9 protein-coding genes are annotated in these 13,396 nt (G+C 72.4%); 8 read left to right on the top strand and 1 reads right to left on the bottom strand.

Annotated features, from left to right (window positions below; all coding sequences use genetic code 11):
* The first annotated feature begins 80 nt into the window (after positions 1 to 80).
* Positions 81 to 2,375 (top strand): 1,4-alpha-glucan branching enzyme, encoded by a 2,295-nt coding sequence (gene glgB / locus ACLJWH_RS22495; protein ID WP_411143767.1) that lies wholly within the window; start codon positions 81 to 83, stop codon positions 2,373 to 2,375.
* A gap of 132 nt (positions 2,376 to 2,507) precedes the next feature.
* On the opposite strand, the gene ACLJWH_RS22490 is transcribed toward glgB, so the two are convergent.
* Entirely contained in the window at positions 2,508 to 3,917 is a 1,410-nt protein-coding gene (locus ACLJWH_RS22490; protein ID WP_411143542.1) for a cation:dicarboxylate symporter family transporter, read from the bottom strand.
* Positions 3,918 to 4,068: 151 nt separating this feature from the next.
* Here ACLJWH_RS22490 and ACLJWH_RS22485 point away from each other — a divergent pair, with 151 nt between their 5' ends.
* From ACLJWH_RS22485 to ACLJWH_RS22455, 7 genes are all read left to right on the top strand, one after another.
* Positions 4,069 to 5,775, top strand: coding sequence for an ATP-binding protein (locus ACLJWH_RS22485; protein WP_411143541.1), 1,707 nt, complete (start codon positions 4,069 to 4,071; stop codon positions 5,773 to 5,775).
* A 58-nt stretch (positions 5,776 to 5,833) separates the two neighbouring features.
* Positions 5,834 to 6,514 (top strand): response regulator, encoded by a 681-nt coding sequence (locus ACLJWH_RS22480; RefSeq protein WP_411143540.1) that lies wholly within the window; start codon positions 5,834 to 5,836, stop codon positions 6,512 to 6,514.
* A 63-nt stretch (positions 6,515 to 6,577) separates the two neighbouring features.
* Positions 6,578 to 7,942, top strand: coding sequence for an extracellular solute-binding protein (locus tag ACLJWH_RS22475; RefSeq protein WP_411143539.1), 1,365 nt, complete (start codon positions 6,578 to 6,580; stop codon positions 7,940 to 7,942).
* Positions 7,939 to 8,853 (top strand): carbohydrate ABC transporter permease, encoded by a 915-nt coding sequence (locus tag ACLJWH_RS22470; protein WP_411143538.1) that lies wholly within the window; start codon positions 7,939 to 7,941, stop codon positions 8,851 to 8,853. The genes ACLJWH_RS22475 and ACLJWH_RS22470 overlap by 4 nt, the downstream gene beginning before the upstream one ends.
* Positions 8,853 to 9,689, top strand: a complete 837-nt coding sequence (locus ACLJWH_RS22465; RefSeq protein WP_411143537.1) for a carbohydrate ABC transporter permease — start codon at positions 8,853 to 8,855, stop codon at positions 9,687 to 9,689. Before ACLJWH_RS22470 ends, ACLJWH_RS22465 begins: the two co-directional genes overlap by 1 nt.
* 189 nt (positions 9,690 to 9,878) lie before the next feature.
* Positions 9,879 to 10,670: an ABC transporter ATP-binding protein gene (locus ACLJWH_RS22460; RefSeq protein ID WP_411143536.1), complete on the top strand. Its 792-nt coding sequence runs from the start codon at positions 9,879 to 9,881 to the stop codon at positions 10,668 to 10,670.
* A gap of 83 nt (positions 10,671 to 10,753) precedes the next feature.
* Positions 10,754 to 13,324: an ABC transporter permease gene (locus ACLJWH_RS22455; protein ID WP_411143535.1), complete on the top strand. Its 2,571-nt coding sequence runs from the start codon at positions 10,754 to 10,756 to the stop codon at positions 13,322 to 13,324.
* Positions 13,325 to 13,396 lie beyond the last annotated feature (72 nt).

Genomic DNA, 13,396 nt, shown 5'->3' with positions numbered 1-13,396 from the left:
CCCGACCGCCGTCCCGCCGCAGCACGCCCGCACCCGCCACGGCGGCCGAACCCGCCGCCACCGCCACCGCCGCCGAGCCGGTGACGGCCGACCGGCCGCCCGCGCCGCGGGACGCGGCCACCGCGGCCCCCCGCACCGGCCGGCCCGCCCGCCCGGCCGGATCCCGGGGCAGTGGCCACGGTGTACGGACCGCCGCCCCGCCGGCCGACGAGGACCGGCGCCGGCTGCTCGGCGGGACGCACCACGATCCGCACGCGCTGCTGGGCGCGCACCCCGTACGCGGCGGGCTGCTCCTGCGGACCCTGCGGCCGTACGCGAAGAGCGTCACCGTCCTGGCGAAGGGGCTGCGCGCCGCCCTGCACCCCGAGGGCGACGGGCTCTTCGCCGGGGTGCTGCCGCTGCGCGGCATCCCGGAGTACGAGCTGCTGGTGGAGTACGCGGACACCACCGTCACGGCGGAGGACCCGTACCGTTTCCTGCCCGCGCTCGGCGAGCTGGATCTGCATCTGCTCGGCGAGGGCCGCCATGAGCAGCTGTGGGAGGCGCTCGGCGCGCGGATCATGGTCCACCAGGGCGTGACCGGTACCCGTTTCACCGTCTGGGCGCCCAACGCCCGAGGTGTCCGGGTCGTCGGGGACTTCAACCACTGGGACGGCACCGCCTTCCCGATGCGGTCGCTGGGCTCGTCCGGTGTCTGGGAGCTGTTCGTCCCGGACGTCGGCGAGGGCGAGCTGTACAAGTTCGAGATCGTCCGGCCGGACGGTGCACGGAGCCTGCGCGCCGATCCGATGGCCCGCCGTACGGAGTGCCCGCCGGCCAACGCCTCGGTCGTGACCGCTTCGCACCACCGCTGGCGGGACGCGGACTGGATGGCGCGGCGCGGTGCGCGCCCGGTGCACGAGGCGCCGTTCTCCGTCTACGAGGTGCACCTGCCCTCCTGGCGGCCCGGTCTGAACTACCGGCAGCTGGCCGATCAACTCCCCGCTTATGTAACGGACTTGGGGTTCACACACGTCGAGCTGATGCCGCTCGCCGAGCACCCCTTCGGCGGCTCCTGGGGCTATCAGGTGACCGGGTTCTACGCGCCCACGGCCAGGCTGGGCACCCCCGACGACTTCCGGTTCCTGGTGGAGGCGCTGCACCGGGCCGGTATCGGCGTGCTGATGGACTGGGTGCCGGCGCACTTCCCGCGCGACGACTGGGCGCTGGCGGAGTTCGACGGACGGCCGCTGTACGAGCATCCGGACCCGGCGCGGGCCGCGCATCCGGACTGGGGCACGCTGGAGTTCGACTACGGCCGCGCCGAGGTGCGGAACTTCCTGGTCGCCAACGCGGTGTACTGGTGCGCGGAGTTCCATATCGACGGGCTGCGGGTGGACGCCGTCGCCTCGATGCTCTACCTCGACTACTCGCGCGAGGAGGGCGGCTGGACGCCGAACGCGCACGGCGGGCGGGAGAACCTCGACGCGGTCGCCTTCCTCCAGGAGATGAACGCGACCGTCTACCGCCGCTGTCCCGGCGTCGTCACCATCGCCGAGGAGTCCACCGCCTGGGACGGCGTCACCCGGGCCACGCACCACGTCGGCCCCGGCGGTTTCGGCGGGCTGGGCTTCGGGCTGAAGTGGAACATGGGCTGGATGCACGACTCCCTCGGCTATGTCGCCAAGGAGCCGGTGCACCGCAAGTACCACCACCACGAGATGACCTTCTCCATGGTCTACGCGTACTCGGAGAACTATGTGCTGCCGATCTCGCACGACGAGGTGGTGCACGGCAAGCGTTCCCTGGTGTCGAAGATGCCGGGTGACTGGTGGCAGCGGCGGGCCACCCACCGTGCCTATCTGGGCTACATGTGGTCCCACCCGGGCAAGCAACTCCTCTTCATGGGGCAGGAGTTCGCGCAGGGTGCGGAGTGGGCGGAGCGCCACGGCCCGGACTGGTGGCTGCTGGACCCCTCGTACGGGGCGGAGCCGGACCACCGGGGCGTGCGCGATCTGGTCCGCGATCTGAACCGCGGCTACGCCGCCGCGCCCGCGCTGTGGGAGCGGGACACCGACCCGGGCGGGTTCTGCTGGCTCGACGGCGACGCCCGGGAGGACAACGTCTTCGCCTTCCTCCGCTTCGCCGCCGACGGCTCCCCGCTGCTCGCGGTCGCCAACTTCTCCCCCGTCGTACGCCCCGGCTACCGGCTCGGCGTCCCCGGCCATCTCCCGGTCTGGCGCGAGGTCCTCAACACCGACGCCCCGCGCTACGGCGGCAGCGGTGTCGCCAACCCCGGCCCGCTGACGGCCGAGCCGGTGCCCTGGCACGGCCGGGACGCCTCGCTGACCCCCGTGCTGCCGCCGCTGGCCACGCTCTGGCTGCGGCCGGTCTGAGGGCGGTGCCCGGCGCCGGCCGGGCACCGCGGTACGGCGGAGGGGCGGGCGCCCACCGGCACCCGCCCCTTCGCCCGCCGTTCCGTTCCGGCCCGCCGCGCACGGCCCGCCGTCAGCGGTGCGGCCCCGCGGTCAGACCTGGGCGGTCGCCTTGGCGTCGCCGGTGCGCGGTGCGGGCACCTCGGCGGCCGGCGCCTCCGCGGGCCCGTGGCCGTCCGCGGCGAGCGTCTTCTCGTCGAACGGCAGATGGCCGGCGAGTACCTCGCTCACCCTGGCCTTGTCGATCTCCTTGGTCCAGGTGCCGATCAGGACCGTGGCGACCGCGTTGCCCGCGAAGTTGGTCAGCGCCCGTGCCTCGCTCATGAAGCGGTCGATGCCGACGATCAGGCCGACGCCGTCCACCAGTTCCGGGCGGTGCGACTGCAGACCGCCGGCCAGCGTCGCCAGGCCCGCGCCGGTGACGCCCGCCGCGCCCTTCGACGCGATGATCATGAAGACCAGCAGCGAGATCTGCTGGCCGACCGGCAGCGGTTTGCCCATCGCCTCGGCCACGAACAGCGAGGACATCGTCAGGTAGATGGCGGTGCCGTCGAGGTTGAAGCTGTAGCCGGTCGGGACGGTGATGCCGACCACCGGCTTGCTGACGCCCAGGTGTTCCATCTTGGCGATCAGCCGGGGCAGCGCCGACTCCGAGGAGGACGTGGACAGGATCAGCAGGAACTCCCGCCCCAGGTACTTCAGCAGCTGGAAGACGTTGACGCCGGCGACCAGCCGCAGCAGCGTGCCGAGCACCACGACCACGAACAGCAGACAGGTGACATAGAAGCCGATCATGATGACGGCCAGGGACTTCAGCGCGTCCAGACCGGTCGCGCCGACCACCGCGGCCATCGCGCCGAAGGCACCCACCGGCGCCACCCACATGATCATCGCGAGCACCCGGAAGACCAGCTTCTGGAGGTGCCCGATGCCGCGCAGGACCGGCTCGCCCGCCGTGCCCAGGGCCTGGAGACCGAAGCCGACCAGCAGCGCCACCAGCAGCGTCTGGAGCACCTGCCCGCCGGTGAAGGCGGAGACCAGCGTGGTCGGGATCATGCCGAGCAGGAACTCCGCGGTGCTCTCGCCGCCGCCCGCCGTCTGGGCCTGGCCCGCGTGCCGGACGGCCTCGGTCAGATGCAGCCCGGAGCCGGGCTCCAGGATGTTGCCGACGACCAGACCGATCGCCAGCGCGACGGTGGACATCACCATGAAGTAGCCGAGGGCCAGTCCGCCCACCGCACCGACCTTGGCCGCCTTACGGACCGAGCCGACACCCAGCACGATGGTGCAGAAGATGACCGGCGAGATCATCATCTTGATGAGGTTCACGAACCCGGTGCCGAGCGGCTTCAGTTCGACGGCTACGCCCGGGGCGACGAAGCCCACGGCGATGCCGAGCAGTACCGCGCCGATCACCGCGAGGTACAGGTAATGGGTGCGGTCCCGCTTCCTGGGCGCGGTCTCCTCGGTGGTCTCCCCGGACGGCGGGGTCTGTGCAGCCACGGCTGCCTCCTCGGTCTACGGCTCTGCGACGGTGTGCGGCTCAGCGGCTCCGGCGCACAGCAAAGTCCCGGCGACTATGCACGTCACTGTGGCGCCCGTCACCCTTACGTGCATTTCGTTCACGTAAAAGTGACCGTGCAGACTGTTCTTCATGCCCCTCGCCCGACCCCGACTCCGACCGCTCCGCCGGCTGCGCGGCCCCCGCAGCCTCGCCGGGCAGCTCTTCGCCATGCAGGTCGTGCTGGTGGCCGTGGTCGTCGCGGGCTGTGTGGTGTTCGCGTACGTCAGCGCGGACCGGCAGGCGGCGGCCACCGCGCGGCGCCAGGTGACCGCGGCCGCCTGCGCCGTCGCCGACTCCCCGGCCGTCGTGGCGGCGGCCCGCTCGGCGGATCCGGCCGCCGCGCTCCAGCCGTACGCCACCCGCCTGGAGCGCGACGCGGGCGTCAACTTCGTCGTGGTGATGGCCCCGGACGGGACGCGCTGGACCCATCCGGAGCCGTCCGCGGTCGGCGCGAAGTACCTCGGGCACACCGGGCCCGCGCTGCGCGGTGAGGTCTTCGCCGAGACGTACCGGGGGGTGCTCGGTCCGTCCGTACGGGTCGTCGCGCCGGTCCGCGACCCGGCGCAGGGCGGCCGGATCATCGCGCTGGTCAGTTCCGGGATCACCGTCGAGACGATCAGCGCCGAACTGCGCGACCAGGTGCTGGCGCTGGTCGGGGTGGCGGCGGCCGCGCTGGTGCTCGGCGGCGCCGGGACGTATGTCATCAACGCGCGGCTGCGGCGGCATACGCACGGGATGAACGCCGCCGAGCTGAGCCGGATGCACGACTATCACCATGCGGCGCTGCACGCGGTGCGTGAGGGGCTGCTGATGCTGGACGGGCGGCGCCGGGTGGCCCTGATCAACGACGGCGGGCGGGAGCTGCTCGGGCTCTCCGGCGAGGTGGTGGGCCGTTCCGTGGCCGGACTGGGGCTGCCCGAGGCGCTCACCGAGGCGCTGGCGGCGCCCGGCCCGCGCGTCGACGAACTCCATCTCACCGCCGAGCGGGTCCTCGTCGTCAACAGCGCGCCGGTCTGCGGCGGCGAGCACCGCGGCAGCGTCGTCACCCTCCGCGATCACACCGAACTCCAGTCCCTGTCAGGGGAGTTGGACTCCGTACGCGGTTTCGCGGAGGCGCTGCGCTCGCAGGCCCACGAGGCCGCCAACCGGCTGCACACCGTGGTCTCGCTGATCGAACTGGGCCGGGCCGAGGAGGCCGTGGACTTCGCGACGGCGGAGCTGGAGCTGGCCCAGGCGCTGACCGACCAGGTCGTCGGCGCGGTCGCCGAACCGGTGCTCGCCGCGCTGCTGCTCGGCAAGGCCGCACAGGCCAACGAGCACGGCGTCGAGCTGACGCTGACCCCGGACAGCCGCATCGACGACGGGCTGCTGCCGCCCGGTCTGCCCGCCCGCGATCTGGTGACGGTGCTGGGCAACCTCGTCGACAACGCCATCGACGCCGCCGCGCCGACCCAGGAGCACACCGCCGCCTCCCCGCCGCCGCAGGTGCGGGTCACCGCGCGGGCGGCCGGCGGTGAGCTGCTGCTGCGCGTCGCGGACAACGGGCCGGGGGTGGCCGACGGCGCCGCCGAGGAGGTCTTCCGGCGGGGCTGGAGCACCAAGCCGAGCACCCGGGACGCCACAGCCGCCACGGCGGGCGCCGCCACGGCCGGAGCCGCGCGCGACCGCGGCCTCGGGCTCGCCCTCGTCCAGCAGGCCGTACGGCGCAACGGCGGCACCGTCACCCTCGACCGCGCCCCGGAGGGCGGCGCGCGGTTCACCGTCCGGCTGCCGCTGCACGCGCGGGTGACGGTATGACGCGCGCGGCCGGACCGGCCTGCGCCGGTGGCGGGACCCCTGCGAGAGGATGGGCCCGGTGACCACTCCCGACATCCGCGTCCTCGTCGTCGAGGACGACCCCGTCGCCGCCGACGCGCACGCCCTGTACGTCAGACGGGTGCCCGGCTTCGCCGTCTGCGGCACCGTGCACTCCGGCGGCGACGCCCGCCGCCACCTCGACCAGCACCCCGTCGATCTGCTGCTGCTCGACCTCTACCTGCCCGACGGCCACGGACTGCACCTGGTGCGGACGCTGCGCGCGGCCGGGCAGAGCGCCGATGTCATCGCGGTGACCTCGGCCCGCGATCTGGCGATGGTGCGCGAGGGTGTCTCGCTCGGCGTCGTGCAGTACGTGCTGAAGCCGTTCACCTTCGCCACCCTGCGCGAACGGCTCGCCCGCTACGCCGATTTCCGCGCCACCGCGGGCGAGGCCAGCGGTCAGGACGAGGTGGACCGGGCGATCGCCGCACTGCGCTCACCGCGGCCGGCCGCGCTGCCCAAGGGGCTGACCGCGGCCACCCTGCGGGTGGTGACCGACGGACTGCGCGCCGCCGCCGGCGGTCTGACCGCGGCCGAGGCGGCGGCCGGCGTCGGGATCTCCCGGATCACCGCCCGCCGCTATCTCGAACACCTGGTGGAGACCGGCCGGGCCGCCCGCGCCCCGCAGTACGGCCAGGTGGGCCGACCCGAACTGCGCTACCGCTGGTCGGGCCATTGACCCGCCCCGACGGCTGACCTACGGTCACCGAGCGGCCCTTCGTGGCCAGTTGGAGGTCGTGCCGTGCGCCCCACCGCCCCGCTGACTCTGCTCACCGCCGCCATTCTGGCCGCCGGTACGCTCACCGCCTGCGGCAGCGGGTCCGGGAGCGACCGCGACACCGTCAAGGTCGCCTTCGTCAAGGACACCAACGGCAAGGTCACGGTCCGGGACGACTACGTCCGGCTCATGGCGCGGCAGTTCGAGCGGTCCCACCCCGGCAAGAAGGTCCGGCTCATCCCGGTCCAGGCCGCGGAGAACGACTACTACACCAAGATCCAGCAGATGATGCGCTCCCCGAAGACCGCGCCCGACCTGGTCTACGAGGACACCTTCCTGATCAACTCCGACATCCGGGCCGGGCTGCTGCGGCCCCTGGACGGCCACCTCAACGCCTGGGACCAGTGGGGGCAGTTCGAACCGGCCGCGAAGAACGCGGCGAAGGGGCCGGACGGCCGCACCTACGGCGTCCCGGACGGTACGGACACCCGCGGGCTGTGGTTCAACAAGAAGATCTTCCGGCGGGCCGGACTGCCCGCCGACTGGCGGCCCCGGACCTGGGACGAGGTGCTGGACGCGGCCCGGACGGTCAAGCGGAAGGTGCCCGGCGTCATCCCGCTGAACGTCTTCACCGGCAAGAGCGCGGGCGAGGCCGCCGTCATGCAGGGCTTCGAGATGCTGCTCTACGGCACCGGCGGGCAGCAGCTCCACGACCCGGTCAGCGGCAATTGGGTCACCGGCACCAAGGGCTTCCGGGACAGCCTGGCCTTCCTCGACACGGTCTACCGGGAGCACCTGGGCCCCGAGGTGTCCGACGCGCTCAGCCCCAGCATCCAGACCCGGGTCGCCGCCGAACTGCTGCCCGAGGAGAAGCTCGCCATCGACCTCGACGGCTCGTGGCTGGGCCAGCAGTGGCAGCCCGCCGGCGGCGGCAGACCTTGGCCCGCGTGGTCCACGACGCTCGGCCAGGCCCCCTTCCCCACCCAGCACGGCGCCCCGCCCGGCACCGTCAGCCTGGCCGGCGGCTGGACGTGGTCGGTGCCGAGCAGGGCCCGGCAGCCGGAGCTGGCCTGGCAGCTGATCGAGACCTTCCAGTCGCGGTCCAACGCCCTCGAATGGTGCGTGCGGGGCGCGCAGATCGCGGTACGCAAGGATGTCGCCGCCGACCCGCGCTATCTGTCGTCGGTACCGGGCATCGGCTTCTTCACCGGTCTGGTCAAGGTCAGCCGGTACCGGCCCGCGCTGCCCGACTACCCCAAGGTGTCCGCGGCGATCGGCGAGGCGATGGAGGCGGTCACCGCGGGCGAGGCCACTCCGCGGCGGGCGGCCGCGGAGTACGACGGCCGGCTGGCGTCCCTCACCGGCGGCCACGTCGTCGCCAGGCCATGACCGGCGCCGTCCCGCGGACCGCGCGCCCGGCCCCGGCGCCCCGCCCCGCGGCCGTCCGCAGGGGTCTGCTGCGCTGGTCCCCGCTCGCCCCGGCCACCGTCCTGCTGCTGCTCTTCCTCGCCGGGCCGGTCGGCTACTGCTGCTACCTCGCCCTCACCGACACCCAGCTGACCGGCCAGGAGTCGGCGTCCTTCGTCGGCCTGGCCAACTTCCGGCACGCCGTGGCCGACCCCGCCTTCCGCAACGCGGTGGTGCTGACGCTGGTGTTCACCGTGCTCTCCTCGCTCCTCGGCCAGAACACCCTGGGCCTCGCGCTGGCCGGTCTGCTGCGGCGCGCCTCGCGGCCGGTACGCGCGGTCACCGGTGCGGTGGTGATCACCGCCTGGGTGCTCCCGGAGATCGTCGCGGGCTTTCTGCTCTACACCTTCTTCGAACGGCGCGGGACCCTCAACGCCCTCCTCGCCTGGCTCCATCTGCCCACCCAGAACTGGCTGTTCACGCTCCCGATCCTCGCCGTGTCGTTCGCCAACGTCTGGCGCGGCACCGCCTTCTCGATGCTGATCTACTCGGCGGCGCTGGCCGGGATCCCCCAGGAGGTCACCGAGTCCGCGGAGGTCGACGGCGCGGGCGGGCTGCGGCGGCTGTGGCACATCACGCTGCCGATGATCCGCCGCTCCATCGGCACCAATCTGATGCTCAACACCCTCCAGACGCTCTCCGTCTTCGGGCTCATCTGGACGATGACCCGCGGCGGCCCCGGCGACCGCAGCCAGACGCTGCCGGTGTTCATGTACGACCAGGCGTTCATGAAGTCCCTGATCGGCTACGGCACCGCGGTGGCGCTGCTGCTGCTCGTGGTGGGCGCGCTGTTCTCGGTGGTCTCGCTGCGGCTGCTGCGCGAGGAGGTCTGATGCCCCGCCGCCCGTCCCGCGCCACCCGCCACCGCCTCGCCGCCGACGCCGCGCTGCTGACCACCGCCGCGGCCTTCGCCGTCCCGCTGGCCTGGCTGGTGCTGTCGTCGCTGGACACCGGTGCGACGCTGCGGGTACGGCTGCCGGAGGCGCCCGGTGTGGCCAACTTCGCGGCGGTGCTGACCGACGAGATCACCTTCACGCCGATGCTCAACAGCCTGCTGCTGTGCGGCGGCGCGACGTCGGTCACGATGGTCTGCGCGGCGCTGGCCGCCTATCCGCTGTCCCGCTTCCGGGCCCGCTTCAGCCGCCCGTACCTGCTGACCGTCCTGTTCTCGACCTGTCTGCCGGTCACCGCGCTCATGGTCCCGGTCTACGGACTGTTCGTCCAGGTCGATCTGATCGACACGATGTACGGCACCGCGCTCTTCCTGGCCACCGCCCAGCTCCCGTTCGCCATCTGGCTGCTGAAGAACTTCATGGACGGGGTGCCCAGGGCGCTGGAGGAGGCGGCCTGGACGGACGGCGCCTCCTGGGCGCAGACGCTGCTGCGGATCGTCCTGCCGCTGATGGGCCCCGGGTTCGGGGTCGTGACCGTCTACACGTTCATCATGATGTGGGGCAATTTCTTCGTCCCCTTCATGCTGCTGCTCTCCCCCGAGCAACTGCCCGCGTCCGTCAGCATCTTCACCTTCTTCGGCAACTACCAGGGCATCGCCTTCGGTGAACTCGCCGCCTTCTCCCTCCTGTACTCGACGCCGGTGCTCCTGCTGTACCTCCTGATCTCCCGGCGGCTGGGCGGCGGATTCGCGCTCGGCGGCGCGGTGAAGGGCTGATCCCGTACGCCGCACCGATGACGGCCCGTCGGCCAAAGGTCGGACGCGGGTCCCCCCAGGGGATGACGGCGGCGGGCCCGGTCGGACTTTCGGCCGGTCCGGCTTTCGGTCCCTGCGGCCGAGGTGCCCGGCACCCCGCGCGGCCGAGAATGGGGATCTCACCTTCCGTCCCCCCTCCAGGAGTCCCCCGTGTCCCACGCGACCGCCTTCCCCGGCTCGCCCGCCCCCGCCCGAGCCACCGCGGCCGTCGCCGCCCGTGCGACGGACCTGAGCAAGGTCTACGGCCGGGACGAGACCCGGGTGGTCGCGCTGGACTCGGTCTCCGTCGAGTTCGGCAAGGCCCGGTTCACGGCGATCATGGGCCCGTCCGGGTCCGGCAAGTCCACGCTGATGCACTGCATGGCCGGTCTGGACTCGATATCCGGCGGCTCCGCCCGGATCGGCGAGGTCGAGCTGGCGTCGCTGGGCGACAAGCAGCTGACCCGGCTGCGCCGCGACAAGATCGGTTTCATCTTCCAGGCGTTCAATCTGCTGCCCACGCTGACCGCTCTGGAGAACATCACGCTGCCGATGGACATCGCCGGCCGCAAGCCCGACCGGCAGTGGCTGGACGCCGTCATCGAGACCGTGGGCCTGTCCGGCCGGCTGACGCACCGGCCCGCGCAGCTCTCCGGCGGCCAGCAGCAGCGGGTGGCCGTGGCGCGGGCACTGGCCGCCCAGCCGGAGATCATCTTCGCCGACGAGCCGACCGGCAATCTCGACTCCCGCTCCGGCTCCGAAGTCCTGGGCTTCCTGCGGGAGTCGGTGCGGGCGATGGACCAGACCGTGGTGATGGTCACCCACGACCCGGTCGCCGCCGGATACGCGGACCGGGTGGTCTTCCTCGCCGACGGCCGGATCGTCGAGGAGCTGTACGAGCCGACCGCCGACGCGGTGCTGGACCGGATGCGGCTGTTCGACGCCAAGGGCCGGACGAACTGACGCCGGCGCCCCAGACACCGGGCACCGCGCCCGCCACCCTGCCGTATCCCGAGTAACCGCACCCCAGGACTGACACCACCACCATGCTGCGTACCGCTCTGCGCAATGTCCTCGCGCACAAGGCCCGCCTGATGATGACCGCGCTCGCGGTCCTGCTGGGCACCGCTTTCGTCGCCGGCACCCTCATCTTCAGCGACACCATCGGCGAGGCCGCCAAGAACGCCTCCACCAGGAACCTCAAGGACGTGGCCGTCTCGGTCGAGACCGTCCGGACCGGCGTCGCCGACGAGAACGCGGACGGCAAACGGACCACCGCCCTCGACAAGAAGCTGTCCGACCGCATCCGCGCACTGCCCGGTGTGCGGAACGTGCGGTCCGACGTCACCGGATCGGCGACCCTCGCCGACAAGGACGGCCGGCCGGTCGGCGACGACTGGCGGAACCGCGCCGTCAACTACCAGCCGGGCAAGGACGGCCGGGACGCCCGCTATCCGCTGGCGCAGGGCCGGGGGCCCGCCGCCGCGGACGAGATGGCGCTGGCCCAGTCCACCGCGAAGGCCGCCGGCTACCGGATCGGCGACACGGTGCGGTTCGCCACCGACGGCCCGGTGCTGACGAAGAAGCTGGTCGGCATCGTCACCACCGACGACCCGGAGGTGACCGCGGGCGGCAACCTGGCGCTCTTCGACACCGCCACCGCGCAGCGGCTGTTCCTGCACCCCGGCCAGTTCGACGAGCTGGTGGTGACGGCGCATCCCGGCACCGACCAGCGGGCGCTGACCGCACAGGTCCGGGCGCTGCTGCCCAAGGACCGGGCCAGGGCGATCAGCGGCGCCGAACTGGCCGCCCAGCAGGCCAAGATGGTCACCGCGCAGAACAGCGCGATGAGCAAGACCCTGCTGACCTTCGCCGGTATCGCCCTGTTCGTCGGCGTCTTCCTCATCGCCAACACCTTCACCATGCTGATCTCCCAGCGCAGCCGCGAGATCGCGCTGATGCGGGCGATCGGTGCCTCGCGCCGGCAGGTCGTCCGCTCGGTGCTGGCCGAGGCGGGGCTGCTGGGGCTCGTCTCGTCCGCCATCGGTTTCGCGCTGGGCGCCGGTATCGCGGTGGGCCTGCGGGCGGTGCTCGACGCCAACGGCGCGCACTTCCCGGACGGCCCGGTCGTCGTCCGGCCGGCCACGGTGGCCTACACGCTGGCGGTGGGAGTCGTGGTGACCGTACTGGCCGCGTGGCTGCCGTCCCGCAAGGCCGCGAAGATCGCCCCGGTGGAGGCGCTGAACACCGTCGAGGCGCCCCCCGCACCGCGCAGCCTGGTCTTCCGCAACTCCCTCGGACTGCTCGTCACCGGCGTCGGCGTGGCGGTGATGCTCTACCTCTCCACCCTCGACGCCATCGGCGACAATCTGTCGATCGCCATGGCCGGCTCGATGCTGACGCTGATCGGCATGATCATCCTCGCGCCGCTGCTTTCCCGTCCGCTGGTCTCACTGGCCGGCCGCATCACCACCCGGCTCTTCGGCATCAGCGGCAAGCTGGCCAAGGAGAACGCGCTGCGCAATCCGCGCCGCACGGCCGCGACCGCGTCGGCGCTGATGATCGGGCTCACCCTGATCACCGGTATGACGGTCGTCGGGGAGTCGGCGCAGCGGGGCATGGACAAGATGGCGGCGACCGGCCTGACGGCCGACTACAAGATCGCGAACAGCAGCTCCATGACCGGTCTGGACCCCGAGCTGTCCAAGAAGGTGGCGCAGGTGCCGGGCGTGCGGGTGATGGTGCCGCTGCGCGGGGCGTTCTTCAAGACCGGCGACGGCTTCGGCCACCTGGTCGGCACCGACCTCGCGCAGCTCCCGGCCGTCACCGACCTGACCTTCACCCAGGGCTCACTGGACGCGGTCCGGGCCGGCGGTATCGCCGTCTCGCAGAAGGAGGCCGAGGAGCACCACTGGAAGGCCGGTGACCAGGTCACGGTGGAGTTCACCGAAAAGGCGTCCGACACCGGCAAGGAGACGAAGCTGAAGGTCGCCGCGGTCTACCAGGACAACCCGGTGGTCGGTACGTCCTTCGCCGATATGTCGCTGGTGACCCCGCACCTGCCGCGGCCCAAGAACGACACGCTGCTGGTGAAGGCCGACGGCGGCGGCTCCGAGACGATCGCCGAGGGCATCCGGCACGCGCTCGGCGACAGTCCGCTGCTGAAGGTCCAGGACCACGCCGATCTGCGCCGGGAGACCGCCGGGGAGATCGACATGATCATGAACATGGTCATGGGACTGCTGGCCATGGCCCTGGTCATCGCGGTGGTCGGCGTCGTCAACACCCTGGCCATGTCGGTCTTCGAGCGGACCCGCGAGATCGGGATGCTGCGGGCGATCGGACTGGCCCGCAGCGGCATCAAGCAGATGGTCCGGCTGGAGTCGGTGGTCATCTCGCTGTTCGGGGCGGTGCTCGGTATCGGTGTGGGCATCTTCCTCGCCTGGTCCGGCGGCAAGATGGCCGGCACGTCCTTCCCGACCTACGAGATGGTGCTGCCCTGGGGACGGCTCGGGCTGTTCCTGCTGATCGCGCTGGTCGTGGGCGTGCTGGCCGCGCTCTGGCCGGCCCGTCGGGCCGCCCGGCTGAACATGCTGGAGGCGATCGGCGCGCAGTGACCCGCACGACGCACGGCGGCGCGCCTTCCCTCGGCCGAGGGGAGGCGCGCCGCCGGGGTGGGACGCGGGGGG

Source organism: Streptomyces sp. x-80 (assembly GCF_046549095.1).
Lineage (GTDB): Bacteria > Actinomycetota > Actinomycetes > Streptomycetales > Streptomycetaceae > Streptomyces > Streptomyces celluloflavus.
Note: the sequence above shows the minus strand (reverse complement) of the source record. Positions and strands in the feature narration are given on the sequence as shown.

Coding starts and splice junctions, on each gene's coding strand:
- ACLJWH_RS22485 (WP_411143541.1), top strand. CDS start 4,069: ATGCCCCTCGCCCGACCCCGACTCCGACCGCTCCGCCGGCTGCGCGGC.
- ACLJWH_RS22470 (WP_411143538.1), top strand. CDS start 7,939: ATGACCGGCGCCGTCCCGCGGACCGCGCGCCCGGCCCCGGCGCCCCGC.
- ACLJWH_RS22465 (WP_411143537.1), top strand. CDS start 8,853: ATGCCCCGCCGCCCGTCCCGCGCCACCCGCCACCGCCTCGCCGCCGAC.
- ACLJWH_RS22455 (WP_411143535.1), top strand. CDS start 10,754: ATGCTGCGTACCGCTCTGCGCAATGTCCTCGCGCACAAGGCCCGCCTG.